The sequence below is a fragment of the Microcoleus sp. Z1_B2 genome, assembly GCF_036700325.1.
Taxonomy (GTDB): domain Bacteria; phylum Cyanobacteriota; class Cyanobacteriia; order Cyanobacteriales; family Microcoleaceae; genus Microcoleus.
Genome location: NZ_JAUBOQ010000018.1, coordinates 12,039 through 36,956 on the forward strand (window position 1 = coordinate 12,039; position 24,918 = coordinate 36,956).

Annotated in this window: 24 protein-coding genes; 8 read left to right on the forward strand and 16 right to left on the reverse strand. The window is 45.8% G+C overall.

Going from position 1 to position 24,918, the window contains the following annotated elements:
• Nucleotides 1-214 precede the first annotated feature (214 nt).
• Together QT984_RS12705 and QT984_RS12710 are read left to right on the forward strand one after the other, a co-directional pair.
• Nucleotides 215-1,528 carry a dihydroorotase gene (locus QT984_RS12705; RefSeq protein ID WP_333374123.1) on the forward strand — a complete coding sequence of 438 codons (1,314 nt, stop codon included), beginning with the start codon at nucleotides 215-217 and terminating at the stop codon, nucleotides 1,526-1,528.
• Between the two features lie 193 nt (nucleotides 1,529-1,721).
• Nucleotides 1,722-2,477 carry a 4'-phosphopantetheinyl transferase superfamily protein gene (locus tag QT984_RS12710; protein ID WP_333374125.1) on the forward strand — a complete coding sequence of 252 codons (756 nt, stop codon included), beginning with the start codon at nucleotides 1,722-1,724 and terminating at the stop codon, nucleotides 2,475-2,477.
• A gap of 379 nt (nucleotides 2,478-2,856) precedes the next feature.
• On the opposite strand, the gene QT984_RS12715 is transcribed toward QT984_RS12710, so the two are convergent.
• Nucleotides 2,857-3,597, reverse strand: a complete 741-nt coding sequence (locus tag QT984_RS12715; RefSeq protein ID WP_333051578.1) for a response regulator transcription factor — start codon at nucleotides 3,595-3,597, stop codon at nucleotides 2,857-2,859.
• Nucleotides 3,598-4,132: 535 nt separating this feature from the next.
• Here QT984_RS12715 and QT984_RS12720 point away from each other — a divergent pair.
• Nucleotides 4,133-4,879: a creatininase family protein gene (locus QT984_RS12720; protein WP_333051575.1), complete on the forward strand. Its 747-nt coding sequence runs from the start codon at nucleotides 4,133-4,135 to the stop codon at nucleotides 4,877-4,879.
• A 153-nt stretch (nucleotides 4,880-5,032) separates the two neighbouring features.
• On the opposite strand, the gene ndk is transcribed toward QT984_RS12720, so the two are convergent.
• Nucleotides 5,033-5,482, reverse strand: coding sequence for a nucleoside-diphosphate kinase (gene ndk, locus QT984_RS12725; protein WP_333051572.1), 450 nt, complete (start codon nucleotides 5,480-5,482; stop codon nucleotides 5,033-5,035).
• A gap of 866 nt (nucleotides 5,483-6,348) precedes the next feature.
• Here ndk and QT984_RS12730 point away from each other — a divergent pair.
• Nucleotides 6,349-7,107, forward strand: a complete 759-nt coding sequence (locus QT984_RS12730) for a hypothetical protein (RefSeq protein WP_333051569.1) — start codon at nucleotides 6,349-6,351, stop codon at nucleotides 7,105-7,107.
• Between the two features lies 1 nt (nucleotide 7,108).
• Here QT984_RS12730 and proB read toward each other — a convergent pair whose 3' ends face one another.
• The 7 genes from proB to QT984_RS12765 all read right to left on the reverse strand — a co-directional run bounded on the left by proB (nucleotide 7,109) and on the right by QT984_RS12765 (nucleotide 14,830).
• Entirely contained in the window at nucleotides 7,109-8,218 is a 1,110-nt protein-coding gene (gene proB / locus QT984_RS12735) for a glutamate 5-kinase (protein ID WP_333051567.1), read from the reverse strand.
• Nucleotides 8,219-8,459: 241 nt separating this feature from the next.
• Nucleotides 8,460-8,981, reverse strand: a complete 522-nt coding sequence (locus QT984_RS12740) for a YqeG family HAD IIIA-type phosphatase (RefSeq protein ID WP_333051566.1) — start codon at nucleotides 8,979-8,981, stop codon at nucleotides 8,460-8,462.
• Nucleotides 8,982-9,130: 149 nt separating this feature from the next.
• On the reverse strand, nucleotides 9,131-10,255 hold the full coding sequence (gene mltG, locus QT984_RS12745; protein ID WP_333051563.1) for an endolytic transglycosylase MltG: 1,125 nt from the start codon (nucleotides 10,253-10,255) through the stop codon (nucleotides 9,131-9,133).
• A gap of 247 nt (nucleotides 10,256-10,502) precedes the next feature.
• The gene (locus tag QT984_RS12750) at nucleotides 10,503-11,081 is read right to left on the reverse strand and encodes a DUF3727 domain-containing protein (RefSeq protein WP_333051560.1); all 579 of its coding nucleotides are present in this window, start codon (nucleotides 11,079-11,081) and stop codon (nucleotides 10,503-10,505) included.
• Nucleotides 11,082-11,394: 313 nt separating this feature from the next.
• The gene (gene ruvX / locus QT984_RS12755) at nucleotides 11,395-11,853 is read right to left on the reverse strand and encodes a Holliday junction resolvase RuvX (protein ID WP_333051557.1); all 459 of its coding nucleotides are present in this window, start codon (nucleotides 11,851-11,853) and stop codon (nucleotides 11,395-11,397) included.
• Between the two features lie 278 nt (nucleotides 11,854-12,131).
• Complete coding sequence (locus QT984_RS12760; RefSeq protein WP_333051554.1) at nucleotides 12,132-13,457, reverse strand: GNAT family N-acetyltransferase; 1,326 nt, start codon at nucleotides 13,455-13,457, stop codon at nucleotides 12,132-12,134.
• 191 nt (nucleotides 13,458-13,648) lie between these two features.
• Nucleotides 13,649-14,830 carry a F420-0:Gamma-glutamyl ligase gene (locus tag QT984_RS12765; RefSeq protein WP_333051551.1) on the reverse strand — a complete coding sequence of 394 codons (1,182 nt, stop codon included), beginning with the start codon at nucleotides 14,828-14,830 and terminating at the stop codon, nucleotides 13,649-13,651.
• A gap of 81 nt (nucleotides 14,831-14,911) precedes the next feature.
• Between QT984_RS12765 and QT984_RS12770 the strand changes: the two genes are divergently transcribed.
• A complete protein-coding gene (locus tag QT984_RS12770) occupies nucleotides 14,912-15,037 on the forward strand; it encodes a hypothetical protein (RefSeq protein ID WP_333231292.1) in 126 nt (41 codons plus the stop codon).
• Here the strand turns inward: QT984_RS12770 and QT984_RS12775 are convergent.
• Nucleotides 15,027-15,545 (reverse strand): GNAT family N-acetyltransferase, encoded by a 519-nt coding sequence (locus QT984_RS12775; RefSeq protein WP_333051548.1) that lies wholly within the window; start codon nucleotides 15,543-15,545, stop codon nucleotides 15,027-15,029. The two genes, QT984_RS12770 and QT984_RS12775, sit on opposite strands and share 11 nt — an antisense overlap.
• Nucleotides 15,529-15,828, reverse strand: coding sequence for a DUF1778 domain-containing protein (locus tag QT984_RS12780; RefSeq protein ID WP_333051545.1), 300 nt, complete (start codon nucleotides 15,826-15,828; stop codon nucleotides 15,529-15,531). The genes QT984_RS12775 and QT984_RS12780 overlap by 17 nt, the downstream gene beginning before the upstream one ends.
• 785 nt (nucleotides 15,829-16,613) lie before the next feature.
• Here QT984_RS12780 and QT984_RS12785 point away from each other — a divergent pair.
• Nucleotides 16,614-17,870, forward strand: coding sequence for a hypothetical protein (locus QT984_RS12785; RefSeq protein ID WP_333374128.1), 1,257 nt, complete (start codon nucleotides 16,614-16,616; stop codon nucleotides 17,868-17,870).
• Nucleotides 17,871-18,165: 295 nt separating this feature from the next.
• On the opposite strand, the gene QT984_RS12790 is transcribed toward QT984_RS12785, so the two are convergent.
• Nucleotides 18,166-18,906: an SIMPL domain-containing protein gene (locus QT984_RS12790; RefSeq protein WP_333374130.1), complete on the reverse strand. Its 741-nt coding sequence runs from the start codon at nucleotides 18,904-18,906 to the stop codon at nucleotides 18,166-18,168.
• A 166-nt stretch (nucleotides 18,907-19,072) separates the two neighbouring features.
• Here QT984_RS12790 and QT984_RS12795 point away from each other — a divergent pair, with 166 nt between their 5' ends.
• Both QT984_RS12795 and pcrA read left to right on the forward strand, forming a co-directional pair.
• Nucleotides 19,073-19,456 (forward strand): YkvA family protein, encoded by a 384-nt coding sequence (locus tag QT984_RS12795; RefSeq protein WP_333374132.1) that lies wholly within the window; start codon nucleotides 19,073-19,075, stop codon nucleotides 19,454-19,456.
• 209 nt (nucleotides 19,457-19,665) lie between these two features.
• Nucleotides 19,666-22,014 carry a DNA helicase PcrA gene (pcrA, locus tag QT984_RS12800; RefSeq protein ID WP_333231297.1) on the forward strand — a complete coding sequence of 783 codons (2,349 nt, stop codon included), beginning with the start codon at nucleotides 19,666-19,668 and terminating at the stop codon, nucleotides 22,012-22,014.
• A 355-nt stretch (nucleotides 22,015-22,369) separates the two neighbouring features.
• On the opposite strand, the gene QT984_RS12805 is transcribed toward pcrA, so the two are convergent.
• The 4 genes from QT984_RS12805 to QT984_RS12820 form a co-directional block, all read right to left on the reverse strand.
• Nucleotides 22,370-22,570 (reverse strand): hypothetical protein, encoded by a 201-nt coding sequence (locus QT984_RS12805; RefSeq protein WP_333051533.1) that lies wholly within the window; start codon nucleotides 22,568-22,570, stop codon nucleotides 22,370-22,372.
• Complete coding sequence (locus QT984_RS12810) at nucleotides 22,567-22,911, reverse strand: hypothetical protein (protein ID WP_106146328.1); 345 nt, start codon at nucleotides 22,909-22,911, stop codon at nucleotides 22,567-22,569. The genes QT984_RS12805 and QT984_RS12810 overlap by 4 nt, the downstream gene beginning before the upstream one ends.
• 105 nt (nucleotides 22,912-23,016) lie before the next feature.
• On the reverse strand, nucleotides 23,017-24,291 hold the full coding sequence (locus QT984_RS12815; RefSeq protein WP_333374134.1) for an FGGY-family carbohydrate kinase: 1,275 nt from the start codon (nucleotides 24,289-24,291) through the stop codon (nucleotides 23,017-23,019).
• A 196-nt stretch (nucleotides 24,292-24,487) separates the two neighbouring features.
• Entirely contained in the window at nucleotides 24,488-24,697 is a 210-nt protein-coding gene (locus QT984_RS12820; RefSeq protein WP_333241137.1) for a type II toxin-antitoxin system HicB family antitoxin, read from the reverse strand.
• Between the last annotated feature and the right edge of the window lie 221 nt (nucleotides 24,698-24,918).

Genomic DNA, 24,918 nt, shown 5'->3' on the forward strand with positions numbered 1-24,918 from the left:
AACCCGTAGCGGAAGGAACGCCCACCGCTACGGGTTCGCGCCTGAAAAAAGTTTGAATTTTGATAACAACCGCGCCCGACGCTTAGGAAGTTCTTAATTCCTGAAACTAATGCGCTGGATTGCTTCTTCCTTCTTCCTTCTTCTTTCTATCCTTTACATCCGTTACATCCGTTACATCCGTTACATAATCCGTTGCCGAACTTCCTTCTGTTATATGAGCCGCGAACTGCTACAAAATGTACGAGTGCTAGATCCAGTTTCAGGGAGCGATCGCATCGCTGATATTCTGATTGCTGAAGGTGATATCAAAGCAGTTGAGGACAAAATTGCTGAGTTTCCCGCTGACACAGAAGTGCGGGATTGCCAGGGACTGATTTTGGGGCCGGGATTAACAGATATCTACAGCCACAGCGGAGAACCGGGTTTTGAGGATCGGGAAACCCTGGAATCTTTGATGCAGGCTGCGGCGGCTGGGGGTTTTACGCGACTGGCGATTTTGCCGGATACGTCGCCGCCTGTTGACAATTTAGCCGGTTTAGCTTTGTTGCAGCAACATATCCGCAATTTGCCGATCGGGCTGCCCCGCTTGTATTTTTGGGGAGCGCTGACAGCGGGCGTTAAAGGTCAGCAGATGGCAGAGTTGGGCGAGCTGGCCTCCTGTGCAGTGGTGGGTTTTGCGGACGGTTTGCCGCTGTCTAATCCGGCTCTGGTGAGGCGTTTGCTTGAGTATATCCAGCCTTTGGGCAAGTCGGTGGCTTTGTGGCCGTGCGATCGAACTTTGGCAGGAAAAGGCGCGGCGCGGGAGGGTGCGGTGTCGGTGCGCTTGGGTTTACCGGGAATTCCGGCGAGTGCGGAAACTTCGGCTTTGGCGGCAATCCTGGAGTTGGTGGCATCTGCGGGCACTCCGGTTCACATTATGCGCGTTTCTACGGCGCGCAGCGTGGAATTGATTCGAGATGCGAAGGCGCGAGGTTTGCCGGTGACTGCGAGTGTGACTTGGATGCACTTGCTGTTGAATGTCGGGGCACTTTCAGGAAACTCTCAAGATTCCGGCGGGAAAAATGCTCTGACTGCTTCGTTGGCCTACGATCCGAATTTACACCTAGAACCGCCGTTGGGCAATCTCAGCGACCAATTAGCGCTGATTCAAGCTGTGAAAGATGGTGTAATTGATGCGATCGCGATCGACCACAACCCGCATACTTATGAGGAGAAAACTGTGGCTTTTGCTGATAGTCCGCCCGGGGCGATCGGCTTGGAATTAGCTTTGCCTTTGCTGTGGCACGGACTCGTAGAAACGGGCGAATTTTCAGCTTTGGAACTGTGGCGAGTTTTGAGCGCAGGCCCTGCCGTTTGTCTCGGACAAACCCCCCTCACGGTTGCACCGGGAGTCTCTGCTGAGTTGATTTTGTTCGACCCGGAAATGAGTTGGACTGTTGACGGGCAAAGTCTGAAGTCGCGATCGGCAAATACGCCTTGGTTGGGACAGCAATTAGCAGGAAAAGTTGTACAAACCTGGATTAATTGATTCTTGGGATTGAAATTTATCTATTGTAGAACAGGCATCTTGCCTGTTTCTCAAAGTAGAACAGGCATCTTGCCTGTTTCTCAAAGTAGAACAGGCATCTTGCCTGTTTCTCAAAGTAGAACAAAAGTAGAACAGGCATCTTGCCTGTTTCTGGGAATGCTGAATGAGGTGACTCAGAAAAAAAGATAAATACATGATTGCTGCTTTTGATTCGTGGAAGTCCCCACCGCAAAACCTGATATTGGATCTGGGCGAAATTCATGTTTGGCGCGTGTCTCTGACTCAAACAGAATCTTGCTTGCAGAGTTTACAACAGACTCTCTCTACCGACGAGCGGACAAAAGCCGATCGTTTTGTGTTTCCCAAAGGTCGATCGCAATTTATTGTGAGTCGTGGCGCACTCAGAGCGATTCTGAGCCGCTATCTTAACATAAATTCTCACATTTTGCGCTTTGACTACAATCCCTACGGCAAACCCTCTCTCATCGCCGCCCAAGGTGGAAATACCCTCCGTTTCAATTTGTCTCACTCAGGGAACATGGCTTTAATTGCGATTACCAAAAACCGAGATATTGGTGTCGATATTGAAGGCATAAATTCCAACTTTACTTGCCTGGAAATTGCAGAAAAGTTTTTTTCACCCTTAGAATATTCTGTGTTGCGTTCGCTCCCCGAACATCTCCAACCCCGCGCTTTTTTCACCTGCTGGACTCGCAAAGAAGCCTATATCAAAGCAGTCGGCAAAGGACTTTCTATTCCCCTGAATCAGTTTGATGTCAGCCTCGCACCAGGAGAACCTGCCGCGCTGTTAAATGTTGAAGACAACCCCGAAGAAGCATCGAGATGGTCTTTAATTGAATTAATTCCCAGTTCAGATATGGTGGCGGCTGTTGCGGTTCCAGGAGATTGCTCTAAACTTGATTGTTGGGAGTGGACAGGGGAGTTTTGATTTATGCTGAGATGTTGCAGCATTCTCAATAAGCTTTTTATGAACAGGCAAGATGCCTGTTCCACAAGAAAGAAAATTCACTATTTGTGGAACAGGCATTTTGCATCAGCAACAGGCAAGATGCCTGTTCCACAAGAAAGAAAATTCACTATTTGTGGAACAGGCATCTTGCCTGTTCTTGAAAATGCTGCAATATGTGAGTTTATACCGATCGCGAGCGAGTAAAAGAAAACGGCAACAGTCGCTACAATAGCTCTACTGGTTGCACCTCCAAGCTATTGTATAGCCCACCCTCCATAGACAAAGAAGGACACAACATTTTTGTGTCCTTATTTGTCTATTCGACTGCAATTTACCACCCTACAACTGATTTAATAATTTAACCAAATCGATAGCCAAACCCGCGTACTGTAATGATATATTCCGGTTGGCCCGGATCTATTTCCAACTTTTCGCGCAGCCAGCGGATGTGAACGTCAACTGTTTTGCTGTCTCCGATAAAATCTTGACCCCAAATTTTTTCCAGCAACTGATCGCGAGACCAAACTCGCCGGGGATAACTCATAAATAGTTCTAGTAAGCGAAACTGTTTAGGAGAAAATTTCACTTCCAGACCACGAACCAACACGCGGCACTCTTCAGGATACAGAGTTATGCTCTTATATTGCAGCATCATCGGTTGTCGCAACTGACCGAGGCGCTGGCGTCGCATCAGCGCCCGACAGCGAGCGATAAACTCCCGCATTCCAAAAGGCTTAGTCAGATAATCATCCGATCCGGCTTCTAGGTAAAAAGCGCAATTGTTGGCACTTCCTCTAGCACCGATAATCAAAATAGGGACGGGATTTCCTTGATGCCGTAACATTCGACACAGATCCAAACCGTTAATTGAATCCATAATTAACAGGTTGAAGGCAAATTCACCGTGGTATGACGAAGCAGCCTGTACAGAAGGCAGCGCGTTGCGCCCGTCGCTAGTAACCACCACCTCATAGCCCTGTTCTTTAAGGGCTAAAGCTAGCATTTCCCGCAACAGATCTTCACCTTCCAATAACAAGATACGGCCGGCTTGTCCAACAGCCAACCTTGAAGGACTTTCGCTTAATTCAGCAGAAGACATAAATATAAGTGGGAGTGATGTTTGTATGTGGCTAGCGCGAGGTACCTTCTTCAGTAGCTGAGGCACTCTCGCGCTGCGATCGCTTGTACGATCGCCAAAAAGTTCGATCGCTTAGAATCCTTCGCCAGTCCATCCCACAGACACGCGCTCGACCTTTGCTACTTGCTCGTGTAAGGAATACAGCCGTAGAGCAGTTGCCGGAACCGCGCTGTCTGCCTGCGTCCAGGCCACAGAAGTCTGGTCATTTTTCGGGGTCGGTGTTAATTTCATAAAACATTGCCCGCTGTTAATTGACCACGTAACACCCAATCTAGAGGGATATGCTTGTTATACTACTGTTAAAAGGTTATTAAAAGGTAAAATTTTGGTAATCAATTGGTTAAATTATTAACGTTAAGTAATATAACAGTAAAGTAGCGATCGCACTTTAAGAGCTTTTTTTAAGAATACAATAATAAGTTGCTCCAAATTCCTTATTCTTCCCGTGCCGGCTACGATCGACGATAGCAAGTAAAAATTCTGTAGACTGCCTATCATGTTGCTGCATTTGAGTACCTGGCCCGAAGTAGAAGCTTATCTCGAAAGCTCGCGAGGCATAATTATCCCGATCGGCTCCACCGAACAGCACGGGCCCACCGGCTTGATCGGCACTGACGCCATTGCTGCCAAGGCGATCGCCCACGGTGTCGGCGAAGCTGCCAATGCCTTAATCGGCCCGACAATTAATGTCGGGATGGCCTTGCACCACACCAGCTTTCCCGGCACAATCAGTTTCCGACCGCAGACGCTGATACTGGTAATCCGGGATTACATCACATCTTTGGCAAAAGCGGGATTTGAGAAATATTTCTTCATCAACGGTCACGGCGGCAACATTGCCACGATGAAAGCAGCATTTTCCGAGACTTACGCGCATTTGTCTGACTTAAATTTACCGAATGCCGATCGAATCCAGTGTCAAATCGGCAACTGGTTTATGTGCGGATCAGTCTACAAACTAGCAAAAGAATTGTACGGAAACCAAGAAGGCTCCCACGCCACCCCCAGCGAAATCGCCTTAACCCAGTACCTTTATCCAGAAGCAATCAAGCAAGCTCCGCTTTCGGAAGAAGTCGCTTCCGGGCACAAAATTTACGGTGCCGCTGACTTCCGTCGCCGATTTCCCGACGGGAGAATGGGTTCAAATCCGGGCTTAGCAACCGCCGAACACGGTCAACAGTTTTACGAATTAGCAGTCAAAGAATTGACTAATAATTATTTGGAGTTTTTAAGTTCCGATTAACGTTTTTTATTCTCGTTACTAGAAATAGCTTGGTAACGAGTAAAACTGTCAAACTCTTCTATATTTTACAGTTATGAGTGAGTCCGCAACAGGATATTTCATCTGTCTGAGAAAGGTTATATCTCCCGATTAACCATCGGGAGAATATCAAAACTATTCCACAATCCAAGGAGTTAAACAAGGTGTCCAAGCACTCAATTCTTCTTCCTTGAACCAAAGGCTAATTTCCGAGCGGGCAGTCTCGACAGCATCAGAACCGTGAATGAGATTACGGCCGACATTCACGGCAAAATCTCCCCGAATTGTCGCAGGTTCTGCATTCAGAGGATTTGTAGCACCAATGATTTTTCTCGCCGATGCCACAACGCCGTCGCCTTCCCACACCATCGCCACAACAGGGCCTGAAGTGATAAAGTTTACCAATCCAGCAAAGAAGGGTTTTTCTTTGTGAACATCATAATGTTGTTCCGCTAGTTCGCGACTCGCCGTCATTAGCTTCATACCAACTAGCTTAAAGCCCTTGGCTTCAAAACGACCGATAATTTCGCCGACGAGTCCGCGTTGTACGCCGTCGGGCTTAATCGCTAAAAAAGTCCGTTCCAAGATTAACTCCTATAATTGTGTTAACTGATCCAAAAGATAGAGTAACTCACAACGCACCTAAAGGCAATTCTGAGAATTGGAAATTGTCATTTGGAGGCTTATTGCCGCAGGAAGAAGGAAGAAGGAATAAGAAGAGGGAAGAGAAAAGAGGGAAGAAGCAATAGACTTTTTGCAAAAGTCCTTTTAAGCAAATTTTCGGACGGGATCTCCGGCCCAGCTATTTTTGCAAGAGGTCTAATAAAAGCAAGGGTTAAAGAAACCGGGTTTCTACGATAAATTTTTGTTGAGCAGGGATGAATCTGCAAAGAAACCTGGTTTCGAGACTCCTATGCGTCTAGGACTGATTTGCAGGGAGCATCCCGATTTTGTAAACAGCATTTTTTAGGACTTTGAGCAGAATGCTCATTTGCCTATATTAAGTTAATCAGTCTTTAAATTATCGGTCAATAAATAATCAAACTCTTGTGGGGTGGCTTTGAGCAACGCCAGAAATACCCAATTTAAATCTAGAACATTTTATGTCTAGGGAACAATATGCTCGAACTTCTGGCACAACATGATACAAGTCAATCGATTGCGCGATTTTAGATTTTAGATTTTAGATTTTAGAATTGAAGCCATCGACCCCACGGATAAATTCGGGGCTCCTTTATCGGATACAGGTTTTTTATTTTTCCACGGATGAATCCGGGGGCTTGTATCATGTATGCTTTCGGTCACAATTTGCTGTGACTGCAAACACTCTTACCTACGATCTTAAATACAAATATGTATGATAAGAAACACAATTATTTATGCTCAAAAATATAGATAATTAACAGAGGTATGAAAATTATCTTGACAGCAACTATTCAGGCGAAAAAAGTATGAAAGCCATTGTAGCATTCATTGAACCCAAAAAGCAAGAGTTTGCCAAATTGCCCTTGTTTGACTTTCTAGCCAATAAACACATTCACGCGAATCAACGACTAATTTTTGCACCTGTACTCGCTCCTTTGGCTGTAGGATTGAGCGATTTAAATAAATATGTATTGCGAGAATCTTCTAGTAATAGCCAAGTTCAGGAACTAATTAATAAATATACGTATAAAAAAAACTATTACTGGCACGACTATCTAGAATACTTAGATGAGCTGGGCTTAAACCAATTAATGAGTTGCGGCGATTTCAGAATGCTTTGGGGTGAAGAAACTAAAAAAACTCGATCGCTATGTTCAGTGATCGAACGCTACGCTTGGAAAGCCTCTCCTATTCAGAAACTGGTGTTAGTGGAAGCCCTCGAAGGAACGGCCCAAGTTTTTTTTGAAGCGGCGCTAGCAGTGGTAATGGAATTACAGCAAATTAACAAAAAAGAATCTGTTGATTTTGGAGGATCTTATGGGGGTTTAGAAAATTATCACCTTTTAAACACGCCAGAGATGTTGGAAGTTTTAGCAGAGATTAAACTTACTAATGCGGAATGCCAAGCAGCTTTAGAATTAGCACAAAATGTATTTGAACTGTTTACAGAAGCGATGAACGAGCTGTTCAGACACAGCCAAACAAATTCTTGCAAGACTGTGCTGCAAATATCCTCAATTTCTGCCTTTGCTCATTGCCCGATCGACTTTCTCGATATTTGTTAGTTTAAACAATCACTAAATTATCTCGGTGTACCGCCGTTTCGACGCCTGCATAGCCTAAAATCTCAGCAATTTTCTCTGACTTGCAGCCTTGGATTTGTCTCAGTTCTAAACTGCTATAATTCACAAGTCCTCTAGCAATTTGCTTGCCGGCTGCATCGCACAACTGCACGGAATCATCAGCTTGAAATTCTCCTTCTACTTGAGCAATACCCGCAGCTAAAAGCGATTTTCCGCCGTGGGAAATTGCCTTGACAGCACCCGCATCTAAATATAGTTTTCCGGCGGGAATTAGCACGTTAGCTATCCAGTGTTTGCGAGCGTTTACAGGGCGCGGTTGAGGCTCGAATTGAGTACCGATCGACTCTCCGTTAAGTATTTTCTCGATATTACCAGGAAAGCAGCCGTCAGTGATGACAGTCCGTACTCCCGATGCAGTTGCTATTCTGGCTGCTTCAATTTTTGTCACCATACCGCCGGTTCCCCAACCGCTGCGGGAATCTCCTGTTTGCACCTGAAATTCTGTGAGCTGTGCCATACTTTGGACTAGGGCGATCGGCTGCGCGTCGGGATTGCTGCGCGGATCGGCGGAATACAGCCGATCGACATCTGTGAGTACAAACAACCAATCTGCTTCTACCAAACTCGCTACTAGCGCCGAAAGCGTGTCGTTATCGCCAAATTTAAGCTCGTCTACCGCTACTGTATCGTTTTCATTGACGATCGGAATCACGCCCAATCTGAGCAGTTGTTGAAAAGTATTGCAAGCGTTAACATAACCATTACGCTGCACTAAATCACCCCTGGTGAGCAATACTTGAGCGATCGGCTGTTGTAGAGTAGTAAACAAGTCATCGTACACCCGCATCAGCCGCCCTTGGCCCACAGCCGCCACAGCCTGTTTCATAGCAATATTTCGCGGGCGTTCCGTCAAACCCAAGCGGGCGCAGCCAACCCCAACCGCACCCGAAGAAACCAAAACTACTCGATGGCCTTGCTGCCGCAAATCAGCTAAAATTTCGACCAATGCAGCAATAGTTGAAAGAGCTAAGTTTCCTGTAGTCGATCGAGTCAGAGTCGAAGTTCCAATTTTAACAACAATAGTTTTAGTCATTAGTCAGTAGTCAATAGTCAGTAGTCAGCAGTCAGTAGTTATTAGTTATTAGTGATAATATCATTTCCAGTAGACATCTCCAATAATTATTATTGTGGAACAGGCATCCTGCCTGTTCAAAGCTGGCTTTTCGGGAAATGTCTAGTTGATTATAACAAATACTGTAGGGGCGGGTTCACCAACTTCTATGATTCACGTCCTGGATATTTATAAACCCCCCCTCCGCATTAATGACTAATGACTAATCTTTAATTTTCAGAGAAGCCCCCAAAGCTTGAGAAACCCAAACTTCAAAAGAGCGCACCGGATACTTGCGAAGCGCATACCCAGCATCAACCATTGGTTCCACTAAAATAGTGAACATACCCAAACGATTGCCTGCTAAAACATCAGTAAAAAGTCGATCGCCCACCATCGCCACCTGTTCCACCGGCAAATTCATCGCCGTCACTGCTGTTCGCAACTTGCGGCGGGACGGTTTAGCCGCACCAGTGATGTATGGTAAATTCAAAGACTCAGCAATTCGACCGATCCGATTTTGACTTAAATTATTGCTCGCCAACCATAGGGATACCACCGGTTTAATTTCTTGTACCCACAAGCTGAGTTCAGGAGAAGCATTCATTGCCGTAATGGGAACCAGAGTTTCGTCCACATCCAATACTAATCCTTTTATCTGATATTTCTGCAGAATATCAGCCGTTAACTTCATGACTGAATCGCCTAGAACTAAGTCAGGCTGTAGTAATTTACCCCAAGTCATAATGATTTTAGATTTTAGATTTTAGATTTTAGATTGAGAAATAAGAAATTGGGAGTTAAAGATTGAAAAAGTAAAAAATCAAAAGTGAATAATTATTGCTTTTCCTGGGTTACTTTTGACTTTTTACTTTTTTATTAGTCATTGCCCATCTATTGACCCGATCGCACTTTTTGGTCAACTTGAGCCACAGCAGCATTGTGTTCGGCCAGAGTGCGACTGAAAATGTGAGTGCCGTCATACCGCGCCATAAAATACAGGTATTCTGTATTTTCTGGAGTCAGAGTCGCCTCCAAACTTGCTATTCCCGGAGATGCGATCGGAGTTGGGGGTAGTCCTGGATTTATATAAGTATTGTAAGGAGAAGGCGTTTCTACTTGCTTAAAAGTCAGAGGCTTTTCCTTAGTTTGCCTGATACCGAGAGCGTATTCAACTGTCGGGTCAGATCCCAACGCCATACCCTTTTTCAGACGGTTGTTGAACACTCCAGAAATGCGGTTCCGCTCGGAAGCAACCACAGCTTCTTTTTCTACAATACTGGCCAAAGTCACCCATTCTTTGAGAGATAGCGTTGTATTATTCTGATTTTTTTGATATACCGGCAAAGCTGTCTGCTCGAAACGGGTGAGCATTTGTGCGATCGCAGCTTGAGGAGTAATTCTATCGCCGTCTAGCTGATAAGTATCCGGGTACAAAAAACCTTCCAAATGAGGCAATCCGCTCGGCAGCCAAGGGTATTGAGCGTAAGGAATTTGACTCGCGACCGCCATAAACTCTTTAGCCGGAAAAAAGCCTTGCGCTTCAAAATAAGTGCTCATTTGTTGCAGCGACCACCCTTCGGGAATCGTGAAACTCTGCTGTGCGACTTCGCCCTTCCAAATTTTGTCAGCAACTGCACTCAGAGGCTGAGTCGGCGACAGTTGGTAAGTTCCTGCTTGAAAACCTCCCTCGCGGTTTTGCAGAGTCATCCAGCGGGCCCACATATTCCATGCCGAGCTCGATCGAATCAACCCCGCAGCCTCTAAATCCCGGCCGATTTTTTGACTGGGAGTACCCTCCGGGATTTGGATAGAAACAGCATCCTCCTCTGCCGTGGAAGTTGACGTTTCAGCTATTTTAGGAGGCGCCGAAGCCCAGCTCCACCAAGCCCAGCCTTGCCAAGCGCAAACTCCCCAGATTACCGGCAGCAAAGCCAGATAAAACAACCATTTAGAGACTTGCGGAGTACCTTTTCGGCTCTCGCGCGCGCTGCCTTTTGTCATTTGTTCTTTATTCATAGTCCGTTGTCCTGGATAAGCGGCGGTTAACTAGCGACTAATGACTGATGACCTGCGATTGATGACCGAAAAGTTACGAATACAAGCCCTTTAAAAGACCCAATCCACGCGGCCCAATTCAAAAGCCCGATCGCGAAGGCAGAAGCTGCCACCTCGAAAAAGTTCGATCGGGCGAGCAGTTTACTGTTTTATAAAATAGTAAAAAATTCTGCTTTTTGCCATCAGGTTTTTTGCCTGCAATTCATATCTAATCAAGCTCGTCAAAAAACTGGTCTTCCAGCATAGGTAACATCGGTTCCAGCCTTTGGAACTCCTCTTCCGAGAGCAATTCTGGCTTGCCGTCATCATCCATTCTAGCCAAGATAAAGAACGGGTCTAGAGGCGTATAAATCGCATATTCCTGTTCTTCGTGGTAGAAACTGGTCAGCCACATCAGCTCCTCGAACTCCGACTCCTCATCAGGATCGACATCGGATGCCATATCCTCTTCGGGAAATTCCGGCAATTCGCCAACTACAGTCAGCGTCACCGCTGTGCGTCGGAGCGTCAAGTTCTGCTCTTGCAGGACAACTTTAGCAGTCTCAAAAATTTTGTCAATTTCGGTCTCGTCTTCTACAGGAATTGCTGCTTCGTCCGTCTCGTCTCCCTGCCAGGTAAAAATTTCTACGGGTGAGTCAATTGGAAGCAGCAAAGCGTATTCTTGACCTTCTAGGTTCATAGAATATTCTATGTTGCAAGTTAGCGATCGCCCAACTTCATCCGTCAAGGTGACGGACTCTTCGTTGGAATTGCCATTCTCTTTTTTGCGGTATGGGGATGAGGACATCGCGTGTATCTTAGTTTTCCGTCAATAATTCAGTAACGTTGGCTTGACAATTGGGAATTTTCGTGGCGATATTCTGGCTAAATGGGCGATCGCCAGTCCACCAGCTTAAACCGCGAGACTCGCTGCCTTTTCGACAGGCTCCGAGTGCAGCGTTTAAATCTCAGTCGAGTCAGCAAGCGACACTGAGGACAAATCACGATTTTGTGCTTCTTCAGTACCGAGGGTACAGCAGAATTTTCTCCAGTTTGTCAAGGGTTACAGGTGTGCGTAGCAAACTTGCACAACCAGGATATCACGCCTTTGTTACCAGCTATCAAGGATTGGGAAGGGCGGAGATATTTTGCCTCCGTTCGTCTAGCCACTGCTGCAAAATCAGGGCTGCTGCTTTGCGATCGATCGCACCCTTATTTTGCGACACCGAAATCCCTTGTGTTTTCATCAATTCCTCTGCCTCAACCGAAGTCAGGCGCTCGTCCACGTACTCTAGGGGGAGCTCTAAGGCTGTGGCGATGCGATTGGCATATTTCTGCACCTGTCGGGCTTGAGCACCCAATTCTCCGCTCAGGGAGTAGGGCAAGCCTGCCACTAAAATTTGCACTCTCCGCTCTCGCACGAGTTCTCGGAGATAAGCTACGTCTCGATCGAAGGACGATCGTACCAGTGTTGTAATTCCCGTAGCTATTAAACCGGTGCCGTCACATCCGGCGATGCCGACTCGTTTGAGGCCGATATCTAATCCCAGTGCTGAAATCCATAATTTATCGTTGGACATTCAATTTTAGATTTTAGATTTTAGATTTTAGATTTTAGATTTACTATTTTTTTGCGGAAATAATCTTATTTAACGAACCGCGAAGACGCGAAGGACGCGAAGGAAGAAGTGAAGAAAGTAAGAATAAGATAGGTAATCTTAGGTTGATATTAATAATTAAAAGATTAAAAGCAGAAGGGAGGTTTTGGAATTATGACAGAAAAAAGGAATTTCTTTGATGATTAATTCTCTTTTTTTCTGCCTTCTACCTTTTACCTTCTGCTTTTAACTATTAAGTATTAACTTTTGTCTTGGGAGCCTTCGTCTAGAGGCAATTCGGGCAATTTTAGAGGCAAAATGCTGCTGCTATCTGTTGCCGAGGATTCGGAATTTTGGAAGTTCAAGGGGTTAACTTGATTCGTTTGGCTGTTTCCTGAGTCAGTCAAGAGGGGTTTTATCTCGGAGGATGCGGGCCCTGCTGCTGCTTCCCCAGCCATCGGGCCGAGCCAGGACATCCGGCCCGGTACGGGTTTGCGAGTTGGCTGGAAGCTTTGCAGCATTTCTGATAGCTGGAGTCCTTCGAGAGAGACCAACTTGGACTCGCGCAATTTGTGCCACACCGATCGAGACATCAGCAAACTGTGTTCCACGCGCACAGCTCCAAATTGCTCTAAATAAGCTTCCCGTTCCGGCTGATAGTCAGCGGAAGCCAGTTGCAGGCTTTGAATCGGGAAATCTTGAACAAGGCGCGCCATCTGAGACAGCAGTTCCGGGTAAAGCCAAGTGTAGGCCGGGTGTACAGTCAACTGGGCGACGTGCGGTTGCTGGCCGTTGCGGGATAGCTGCACCTGAAAATAGCCGATCGCGGCTTTGCGCTGCGGTTCAAACACGTAACCGCTGACTACCTCGGTTTTGGCCAGCCACTGTCTGACACCTTCGACTAAAGCGCCGAAAAAACTGGTTTTGAAATCTTGAATGTGCCGATCGAATACTTGGCGCACCAGGGGCGGCATAGACGCGGTATCCAGTTGGTATAGCAACTGAGCGTCGGCGTTGCTCACCGGCAGCAGGTTGGGCAAATCTGGCGTCGAGGAAGCCATTTCTTGCAGGCGTTCTGGGGCGATCGTCCAGTAAGTCATCTGGGCCAAAGGCTGAAACCCGTTTTGCCGATACAAAGCCAAGGAAGTTTTGTCGCCGACATTCACTTCCAACAGCCACGTCCGCGCCTCCCAGACTGCCTCAAAGCAGTACCGCAGCAGCATGGAACCAATTCCTTTGCTGCGGGCTTCCGGGTCTACTCCTATGCGATCGATCCGCCAAGTGCTGCGGGTGCGGTTGAAAGGAGAAATCTGAATTATGCCCTTAACTTTCCCCTCTTCTTCGGCAACGTGGGCCCGGAACAGGGACTGACAGGGGTTGGGAAACAAGCTAAAAATCTTTAGTAGTCCGTACCAGCGACGTATCTGCTGCAACTTTCTACCTAGTACCACGTCGCAGCTTGCGCCCTTGCGGTTTTCTGGCTCTTCGGCTGTTTCCGCGCACAGTTGTTCCATCACCTCGATGTCGCGATACTGAAACGGGCGAATCACAACCTGGTTTTGGTTTTGGGAGGGAAATGAAGTCATAGCATAAAAGTGGAGAATGGAAATTTAAAAATAAAAATTCAGAAAGGGGAAGAGTTAGAGAAGTTTTGAGTTTTGAATGGGTAAATTTTGAGTTCAAAACTTATAACTTTTGATTCTTCTCCCTTTCTTGCTCGATCGAAAATTAAAAATTGCAAATCATCTTTTTGAATTTTTAATTTTCTGTTTTCAACTCAAGATTTTTGTGGCAGAGGTCGAATTACAACGACTGGTGTGCGCTCGTCAGCATTCCCGGCGGGGTTGCTTCGCAAGGCTTGCTCTAAGAATGTTACCGATAAATCGGAGGTCGCTGCTAATATCTTAACTGCTTTCAAGTCATTAGCGTCTACGATCGCCGCCGCAAGTCCGGTTTCTCGTTGAATTTCTTCTACAACTTGCTGGGGATTGTCCGGGCCTAGGACAATAAATTGGTCGAAGGGAGGCAAAGTCCCGGTAACGTCGTCAATCAGTCTGGCTTGTTCCCCTGCAAGTTGGTAAAAGACTCCCGGTTTACCGAATATTTTAGCCACAGCGCCGATCGCAAATGCTGCGACTACGCGCCAAGGGCCTACTACATCAACCAACGTCTGCATCCCGCAAGCCGTGGCCAAACTCGACATCGGCAAGAAAAACAAGCACACTCGCTTTGCCGCCCATCCGGGTTTGACTTCGCTGGGATGGCGATAGCGTCCCTGCATCAAAGCCAAGGGAGTCTCTGCGAGGGCGACAATATCGCCTTTCTGGGCGCGTGGCAGCACGTACCGCTTGACAATTTCGACGGGATTGTCCAATTCCGTCAGGATGTGGGTGCGAATCGGCAAAACTTCGGCAACTCCTACATTTCGGGCATTAGGTACTGTCTCCGAGTTGGGAAATTGCAGGGGAACTACTACGTTACGGACTTTGGGGATGCGGCCGCCCGGGCCGTAGGTGACGTAATGTACTTGCACCCAAGCTGACTGCAATTTGGTTAAATCTTGCCCTTGAATGTCTACAGAAACTTTAATTTTCGTGTTTTTTTGGGCTTTAACAATATAGCCGAACCAGTAATCGTCTGCTCTGGCTGCTGCGTCTTTGTGGCAAGGAATCACCTTTGTCTCGGAGGTAACGCCATCCAAACTTCCGTCTGACAGCAGTTTCACTTGTGCCCGCACTTCCGGCAACATAATCTCAAACCGCTGTGTCAGGTTGCGGAACTCCATTTCCCCGACTAAAAGATAGCGGTTGGGTTCGGAGATGGCTAAGTGCCATTCTCCGGCTGTTAGTTCTAGTTTATTTGCACTCCCAGTCCGGCGATAGTTCAACTCTAGGCCCAATCCGCCCAATGCTAGCAGCGAACCGGCTGCTGCGATTCCTGTTGCTAAAGTCTCAATCACTCAAATCACCGCCAATAATATTTTGTGTTTACTGTAGTCGATATCGGGTACTTTGAGCGCTGATCCGGTAGTAATTGGATTGTGTTGAGTTTGTTGGGGGCGATCGAGCTTAGCCCAATTACAGGTAAGTGCGATCGCGCGTCTGCGGTGGCGGGGTTGGAGAGTGGGATTGGCGATCGGTTTTTAACAAAATCAACTAAATGTTAGAAGTTTGACAAAGTTCTTCAACCGATTTCATTGGTAGATAAAGCTTCATCGGGTTTTGTTTAAACTTTTGAAAACCATATTTTTGATAGAAATTGGCTGCTGGCTCATCCAGAGCTTCTGCAATGACAGCGAGAGATGCAACTTGTGCAGTTGCCAAGAGTGCTTTTCTCAAAGCATCTATCAGAATCAACTCGCCGAGATGTTGACCTTGATAAGTACGATCGACTGCCAAACGACCTAGCAATGTAGCAGGTAGAAGGGGATAGCGGGGCAGCTTTTTTGCAAAAGATTCATTCAAATCTGCGAGTTCAATGGTGTATGCAGAAAGCGTATAATAGGCAATCACATCAGTGTTTGGAGACTCCACTAAAACGAATACGATTGCGACTTTCTTTTTGAGATCCTGAGAAGCTTGTTTACGGATGTAGTTGTCCAAACTATCTTGTCCACAACAAAAAAGCTCTCTGTGATGTCTGCTGCTATCTAAGAGTTCAATTGTGAGTACCATCGCCCATCACTTGTTTGTAGCGCAAGGCTGCTGCTTTGAGAGCTTGATTCGGCTGGGTTGGATTCAGGAGGGCATTTACGAAAGCCTCGCTGTCGTCAAGGTCAAGTTTCAGTCTTTGGTGCTGTTCAATAACTTTGGAAGCGACTGCTTGAACGCTGGCGATGACGAAATCTGTTAATGTACGTCCTTCTAAGTCAGCGGCTTTTTGCCAAAGGGCTTTAATCTCTGGACTGATACGAGCCTCCAATCGGGCTGACGGTTCCGATTTAGTAGTTTTAGTCATACAAAATACGGTTTATCTCATTTATCCATTATATACGGCAAAGTGCCGTATGTCACGCTAAAAGTTAGGGATCGATCGCACTTATGCCCAATTACACGTAAGTGCGATCGCCTCTGGCGGCTAAAGCGGTCAAGTTGCTGTTCAAAGAGCTCTCCTCGTGAGTTAGATCACTCCAAAATCTGGCCTTGCTTAATCAGGGTATGAAAAAAATAAGTTGAAAATCACGAAGCTTTGTGGATACTGGTTTCTCTGGCTTGCATATTTAGCCTTTCCTACCGTAAATCAGCAACGTCTACAAAACAAATCTGTTAATTAAATCATTTATTATGATTATTTTTTATAACAAATATAGTTTTATTTTTTTTAAACGTTAATTTATAATCGACAATCAACTTTTTAATCCAATACTTATTAAGCATTTACACCTGTCATTATAATAGATATTTCATAAACTTTCCTTAGTTTTACATATCAATACTTAATCTCTTAACAACTCTGTATACATGAGTTATTTTCGCTCGTTGTCTGCCCATCGTCAAAATATCTCAAATGAGTTAAAAAGAACCGCTATTGACAGGATATTCCTTTATATCTTGCCCTTTTTGTCAAGTACAATTTATACCAAATTAGATGAGCTTACCCTGCGAGCCGCTACCGCGCTAGCGGTCAATACCTTTAAGAATCTACTTCTTAAGTAACAGTCCAAATCTAGTTCTCAGGCAGTAGATTTTCTGAGAAGTATATAGTTAGCCTAGTAAATGTAGCAGTAAGACCCAAGGATATCTATGACTGATAATAAGCAGCCTTTTAACCAACCTGAAGCAAATCCTGACTTCCGGGAAAAGAATGTTGACAATAGCGAAAACGCGCAGCTTCAGGCTCAGACTAACGAAAATTCAGAATCAAAGGAAGAGCAATCATCAGGCTCAGGCCTTGGTGCGAGGATAGCTGGAGCAGCAGTCGGTGGTATACTCGGTGCTCGCTCTGGAGGCATTGTTGGTGCTGTAGCAGGCTCAGTTGCTGGCGCTATGATTGGTAAAGGTACTGCTGATACTGTTAACCGTGCTGTAGATAATTTAGGGGATGCAGCACACGCTGTAGCAGACGGTATTACACACACTGTAGAAGACCTAGGGACAGTCGTAAAGGAAACGGCTGAGGAAGTTAAACCATCTATCAAAGCTACAGCAGAAGCAGTCAAGGAGACTGTTGAGGAAACCAAGCCTTCGATTAAAAGTATAGCCGAATCTGTCGATCGGACAGTTAAGGAAGCCAAGCCTTCTGTAGTAGATGCAGTCAAGAGCGCATCCGAGGAAGTCAAACCTACGATTAGAGAAGTAAAAGATTCAGTCAAGCAGACAGTCGAAGGTATCAAGCCTTCTATACAAAGTGCAGCGGATTCTATTAAGAGTACTGCTGATGAAGTTAAGCCTTCTGCCAAAGCTGTAGCTCAGGAAATTGAGGGGGCAACTAAGGATCTGAGATCGACTGTAAAAGATACAGCGAAAGCAGTTGAGCCATCTATAAAAAGCGCAGCCGAATCGCTTAAGTCATCTGGTAAGAGTGCAGCGGAATCAATGAAGTCATCTGCTCAAAGCGCCGCTGAATCTGCCAAAGTTGCAGCGCAGGATGTTAAGTCATCTGCCCAAAATGCTGCAGAATCTGCTAAACGTGCAGCGCAGGATGTTAAGCAGGATGTTAAGTCATCTGCCCAAAATGCAACCGAATCTGCTAAAGATGCAGCGCATGATTTTAAATCATCTGCCCAAAATGCAGCCGAATCTGCTAAACCTCCAGTGCCTGATTTTAGGTCCTCTGCCCAAAATGCAACCCCATCTCCTCAAGGTGCAGGGCATGGTTTTAACTCATCGGCCCAAAATGCAGCCGAATCTGCTAAACGTGCAGCGCACGATTTTAAGTCATCTGCCCAATATCTAGCCGAATCCACCGAGGAAAATATGGATACGGATATTCACATCTCCGGCACTCCTAAACTCAAGGATCAAGTGGTCATTCATGACAAGAGAATCATTAAGGACTAGGTAAAGTAAGGACTTAACTCTAGCTTGTTAAAGCTAGGGCTAAGAGAGTTTAACAAAGAGTGGATCTGAGAAAAGAGTCCACTCTTTTCTGTGTATGAGAAATGCGATCGCCTACGGTTTAACAGAGAGTCTATTTATTGAGGAACTCTCCCCCTGAAGAAGGAGAGATTTCGTTTCTAGACTACTGGCAGAAGTGGTTAAAACGGCTAAAGTTTTTTGTAGAAAAAGCTGCTTGATAAATCGAGAAATAGTTAGGGTCAAGCTGAGGTGGCCAGTTCAACCCCTAACTATATTATTAATATCCAAATTGCAAAGTCACAGAAGCTTCTACCTGCTGTTCCCCTCCCACCACAGGCGTTGTAGCATCAGCAGCAGCCATGCGATCACCAGCCAATTGCCGGTACATAGGAGGCGGCGCGATCGCACCGTTGACTTGAATGCCCAGAATCTCTCCCCGCTTCAGGTTGAGGGCGCTAAAGACTGCATCCGCTTGGGCTTGAGCATCTTGAGTGGCTTTTTTGAGTGCTTGTTTTCGAGCAGATTCGATCGCACTTTCGGTGGCGGCAAAACTCACGCCGTCGATGCGTGTGGCTCCGGCATTCACCGCATCGTCGAGCAAAGTGCCGGCAGATGCAGTATTAATCCGAAAACTGACGGTATTCGTCGCCGTATAACCTGTCAAGCGCTGTTGGTTGTTGTCGTAGTTATAAATGGGATTGAGGGTGATGCCGGCAGTTTCGAGTTTTTCGACTTGGCGCGATCGCAGCAACTCTACCACAGCGGACGATCGCCTCGCCGCTTCCTGCTGCACCTCGGCAGCCGTTTTCCCCTGCACCTCAACCCCCAGCCGCACTTGCGTTTGGGTTGTGGGAATCGCTTCCACACCCCGCCCAGTAACACTCAGCGTTCTGATCCGCTGTTCTTGAGCCACCGCCGGATCTAATCTCACAAAACTAACGAGAGTTAAGGTTAAACACAACGCTGTTACCAGACTGCGGAAATTAATGCGATCGCCACGTTGCAAATTTGAACTCATAAACTTGATTCTCCTCACATACAACAGATGCTATACTTTACCTTCCCACTGAAAGTGCTAAATATCCGGGTTGTTACATTTTTAGCAACTAAAAAAGTATTAGTCATTAGTGATTAGTGATTAGTCATTAGTCATTAGTCATTAGTCATTAGTCATTAGTCATTATATGCAATGGTTAAAACAAGGTACCCGCCGACTCAAAAAAGAGACTTACGCTGTTTATTTAGCCAGTACAGACCAGAGAGTACCTTGGTACGCCAGAATTTTAGCAGGGCTTACGGTGGCCTACGCTTTTAGCCCGATCGACTTAATTCCTGATTTCATACCGATTCTCGGCTACTTAGACGATTTGATAATTGTACCTTTGGGAATTTGGCTGGTACTCAAGATGATTCCGCCACAGGTTTTAGCAGAGTGTCGGGAAAAAGCAGCCGCAGAAATAGAGCGAGGAAAACCGATAAATAGGGCGGCCGCTGTTGTAATTATTGCCATCTGGATTGGCTTAGGAATATTAGCAGCAATGTGGCTGACACGGATATTTAAACGTTAAAAACAATTACCTATCTAGTTATTGTGTAGCGTGCGCGCCCAGCACCTTACCTGAAACAACTCGCTGGCTCCAAAAATATTTAAAGTTTTAAAAATTACCATTCTAGTTATAATATAGGGTGCGCTAGGTACACATTAGGTTAAAAGAACTCGCGGTATCGCATACCAAGTATTATTTACCCCTTAAAAAATTAAACTAACTTTCTAGCTATGACTCAAACCACTGATTTCCTCAGCCACCTCAACCCATCTCAGCGCCAAGCAGTCGCCCATTATAACGGGCCGCTGTTAGTAGTAGCGGGCGCTGGTTCCGGCAAAACCAGAGCTCTAACTTACCGAGTTGCTAACTTAGTTCGCACCCATCGAGTCGATCCCGAAAATATTCTGGCGGTGACATTTACAAATAAAGCCGCCAGGGAGATGAAAGAAAGAATTGAGAAATTGCTGGCAACTCAGCAAGCTGAAGCGGAATATGGCAAACCTTTGGTAGACTTAGCACCGGATGTGCAAACGAAATTGCGATCGCAAATTTACCAAAGAATTACCAAACACATTTGGATGGGGACTTTTCACTCTTTGTGCGGCCGCATTCTCCGCTACGATATTGAAAAATACCAAGACGAAAAAGGCCGGCAGTGGAAGAAAAACTTTTCGATTTTTGACGAGTCAGATGCTCAAAGTCTCGTTAAACAAATCGTCACCAAAATCCTGAACCTTGACGACAAGAAATTTGACCCTCGAAAAGTCCGCTATATCATCAGCAACGCTAAAAATAAAGGTTTTTCGCCTCAAGAGTACCAAGCAGCAGAACCGGATTATCGAGGTCGGGTGATTGCGGATGTTTACAGTCGCTATCAAGACGCTTTAGCAGCCAACAATGCCCTTGATTTTGACGACTTAATCCTCGTTCCCGTTAAACTTTTGAGCCAAAACGAGCAAGTATTAAGTTACTGGCATAAAAAGTTTTGCCATATTTTAGTTGACGAATACCAAGATACCAACCGCACTCAATACGATTTGATTCGGATGTTGGTGACAAATAACGCCGACCCGAAAAACTTCGATAAATGGCAAAACCGCTCGATTTTTGTCGTGGGCGATGTCGATCAATCAATTTACAGCTTTCGGATGGCAGATTATACCATATTGCTGGAATTTCAAGAGGATTTTGGAGATGGTTTGTCTGACGAGAAAACTCAGACGATGGTAAAATTAGAGGAAAATTATCGATCGCGCGAAAACATCCTGCAAGTCGCAAACCACTTGATAGAACACAATACCGAACGCATCGAAAAAATTCTGCGCCCGACTCGCGAACCGGGAGCTCCGATTGTTGTCTGGCGCGCCGACAACGAATTAGATGAAGCGGAATTTGTAGCAGGTCAAATTCATTCCTTAAAGCGCCAAAACTCCGAATACGAAAACGGCAGTAACTTTGCGATTCTCTACCGCACAAACGCTCAATCTCGCTCCTTTGAAGAAGCGTTAATGCGTTTAGACATTCCTTACAATATTGTCGGCGGTCTCAAGTTTTACGATCGCAAAGAAATCAAAGATATCCTAGCATACCTGCGGGCGCTTGCCAATCCCGACGATAGCGTCAGCCTCAAACGCATCATCAATACTCCCCGTCGCGGCATTGGTGATACCACATTTTCCAAAATCGAAGACGCTGCAACTCAATTGGGCATTCCGTTGTGGGAAATCCTCAGCGATGAATCTTCTGTCAATACTCTAGCAGGGCGATCGGCAAAAGCTATTATTAAGTTTGCCGAAATGATTGGTCGTTGGCAATCGCAAGTTGAAACTCTGCCGGCTTCGCAAATTGTCCAAGGAATTATCCAAGATTCAGGCTACATTCAAGATTTGAAAAATCAAGGAACCGAGGAAGCAGAAAATCGCATAGAAAACGTCAGAGAATTGTACAATGCAGTGCTGCAATTTGAAGAACAAAACGAAGAACCGACGCTGACATCGTTTTTAGCAAAAGCATCTTTAGCATCCGATTTAGATGACTTGCAGGAAGAAGATTCCCGCGTGTCGCTGATGACGCTGCACTCCGCAAAAGGATTAGAATTTCCCGTGGTATTTTTAGTCGGGATGGAACAGGGTTTATTTCCGAATTTCCGCAGTTTGGACGACCCGAAAGCGATCGAAGAAGAACGCCGTTTGTGCTACGTCGGCATCACTCGCGCCCAGGAATTGCTATTTCTTACCCACACTCGCGAACGCCGCCTCTGGGGAGGCTACCGGGAACACTGCACCCCTTCGCTATTCTTAGGGGAATTGCCGACACATTTGCTGGCGGGAAGTGCGAAGAAAACTAAAGCGGGGAAAACGGCTGTTTCCAAGGGAAAAACTAATAATTCAGCAGCTAATTCTGGGAATTCTCAATCGGCAGAGTGGAAAACGGGCGATCGGGTTTTTCATCATGCTTTTGGAGTTGGAGAAATTACCCATGTTTTGGGGGAAGGCGAGAGAACTAATCTGGCAATTAAGTTTTCGGGTTTGGGTCGAAAAATCATCGATCCGAGAACAGCTAAGTTGCAGCGAGTGTAATAAAAAAGTGTTGAAAACTCCCGATAGGAGTCGGCGGTTAAAACCGTTACTACACAACCTTGCGTCCGAACAGAGGGGACTCAAAAGAAATGATTCAAGACTCTCCCGTAGGGAATCGCCCCTCGATCGATCTTATCTCACATCTTGCACCATTTTCAAGAACAGGCTTTTCGGCCTGTTCCACAAGAAAATTCACTCTTTGTGGAACAGGCCGAAAAGCCTGTTCATAAAAGACTTATTAACAATAATGCAACATCGCAAGATGCCTGTTCCACAAGAAAATTCACTCTTTGTGGAACAGGCCGAAAAGCCTGTTCATAAAAGACTTATTAACAATGATGCAACATCTCATATCTTATTCGACTACCTGAGATTCCACACGCCTGTATTTACCCGCCAAACGTTCTCGACGCTGGCGGCGGTTATCAGCTTCAAATATGGCAATCGCTTCATCTAACTTCAAATTGAAAGCGTCCAACTGTCGGCAGACTTCACGCATCTTTTCAACGTGTCGCTTTCTGGTTTCAGCGTCGGGGATTCTAGGTTGTTGATTCATCGTAAGTTCCAATCCATTTTGATTTCTTGAATGCTTGCTGCTGAGGCATCGACAATTGCCTCTCCGTCTTCTATCGTTCCATACAGAAAGTTTAACGTATCCGCAGTCGCAGCGGGTTGAGATTCTGCCACCTGCTGCAAAAGCCTGTACAAACGATTGTAAGAGGTTCTCAACCTTTCCTTAATATTATCCAGGGATTCTAGTTCGGGGAGTGTCGCTTCTGTCTCGCCAAACTGCTGCATGAATATATATTCTGTGGCGGTTGTTTCGTTGAGGATTTCCACTAGCCGCCGCTGCAATGTGAAAATTGTGTTCAGGATGTCATCAGGTAGCTTTGCCATTGTCCTTAATTTTTAGGGATAACAACTTAAAACAATATATCAGAATGTTTGCTTCCTCTCATTTTAGTTTTAATCGATAGCGATATCAGTCCAAATTTACCACCTTTAAATTTGCGTTCCCTGCTTCGCCAATAACGCACTTCCATAAGCAGCCGCAGTATGAATTGGCGTTACTACAGGCACTTTTAAATAACGCTTTCTAATCGCACTCCAAACCGAATTTTTCGCCCCGCCGCCAGCAGTATAAACCTTTGTTAAAGGAGTTGCACCCAATTCTTGCAATAATTGATATCCCCGCGCTTCAATCCGCGCTATGCTTTCTAGCAAACCGTGCAGAAATTCCACTGAATCAGTTGGGCGCGGTTCGAGTCGTGGCGGCAAATTCGGGTCATTAATCGGAAAGCGATCGCCCTTTTTCAACAATGGGTAATAATCCAGCAAACTCTCTTGTTCTGGATCAATTTGTGTGCTATAATTATCCAACTCAACATCAGTAAAAAAGTGTCGCAGCACCGCACCTCCGGTATTAGAAGCACCTCCAACTAACCACAAATCGCCTAATTTATGGCTGTAAATCCCGTATCTAGAATCATCTACGCGGGTATGACTTAACAGTTTGACTGCTAGTGTAGAACCGAGAGAAGTTACTGCTTCCCCTGGTAAATTGACACCGCTTGCTAAAAATGCGGCAATGCTATCGGTTGTACCAGCACAAACCATACAATCGCGGGAAAAACCGAAGCGATCGCCCACTTGAGCACTCACTTCCCCCACAGGCGTGCCCGGTGCGACAACTTGTGGCAATTCAGGAGTTGCAGCGCCCGCAATTCCCTCTATCAGCCAATTCGGATAGCACAAAGTATCAACATCGAAACCGAGTTTCAAAGCATTGTGATAGTCGCTAATTCCCAATTTTCCGTGCAGCAGAAAGGCCAGCCAGTCAGCTTGATGCAGGAAAAATGTAGGGGCGGTGCCCCCGTGCCCGCCCTCCTGCAACCACAGGAGTTTTGCCAGACTCGATGTAGCGCTTATTACTGTGTGGTTGTCGGGGGCGATCGCCCGCAACCTCTCTGTCACCGCTGCACCGCGCGCATCATTGTATAAAATCGGCTCGCATACTGGTATACCGTCGGTATTGCACAGCATGACAGTGGAAGATGTGCCGTCAAGGGCGATCGCCCTTACCTGATTGCGGATTGCTGGGGGAATTTGCTCGATCGAATCCCACAGCGCATTTTGCCACACCGAGGGCAATTCAGGCTGTTGTTGCCCGTTGTTGGCAAAAGTATATTCTGTCTCACAATGTATTGTACCGTGGGAGTCTATGACAGTCGATCGCGCGCCACTCGTGCCGAAATCTATTCCCAAATAAAGATTCATTTGTTACTCCTGCATTTTTTTTTCATATAAAAACTTTATTGGCATCAAATACTTATGTTTGATTTTATGTTCGGTCAATTACTATTAATAAAAAACTTTTGTAGTGAGGAATGCAAGTCCTCGGATTTATTGCGCTGCTTGTTTTGCGCCTAAATCAGCTTTTATTTCTGCTTAATTTATGAAATATTGTGCCCTACTACCGTGCTTCTACATAGTCACAAAGCGTAGTTGGTTCGGGAATCGGTAAACCTTCTTCTCGCAATCCTTCTAAGTGAAATTCGATTGCTTCTTTAATTTGCTGCTGTACTTCCGCAAGGGTAGCGCCTGTGGCTGCACATCCGGGCAAATCGGGTGCGTAAGCTGAATAATTATTGGGTGTTTTTTCAATCACAATGGCATAGCGCATTAGTTGATACCCACGGGTGGTCAGAAACCGGGTTCTTTTACGAAAATCTTTCGTTGTCACCCACAAATTAGGTAAAAAACCCGGTTTCTTTGGCTAACTGCTATGACCCAAAATTCGCGACTCTGTTGTTTGATGAGTGAGCCTACCTTACCCTCTTTCAGGTAATTCAATAGATGAGTACAGTTATACGAGTGACGTAGCAGGTAATGAAATGACGAAAA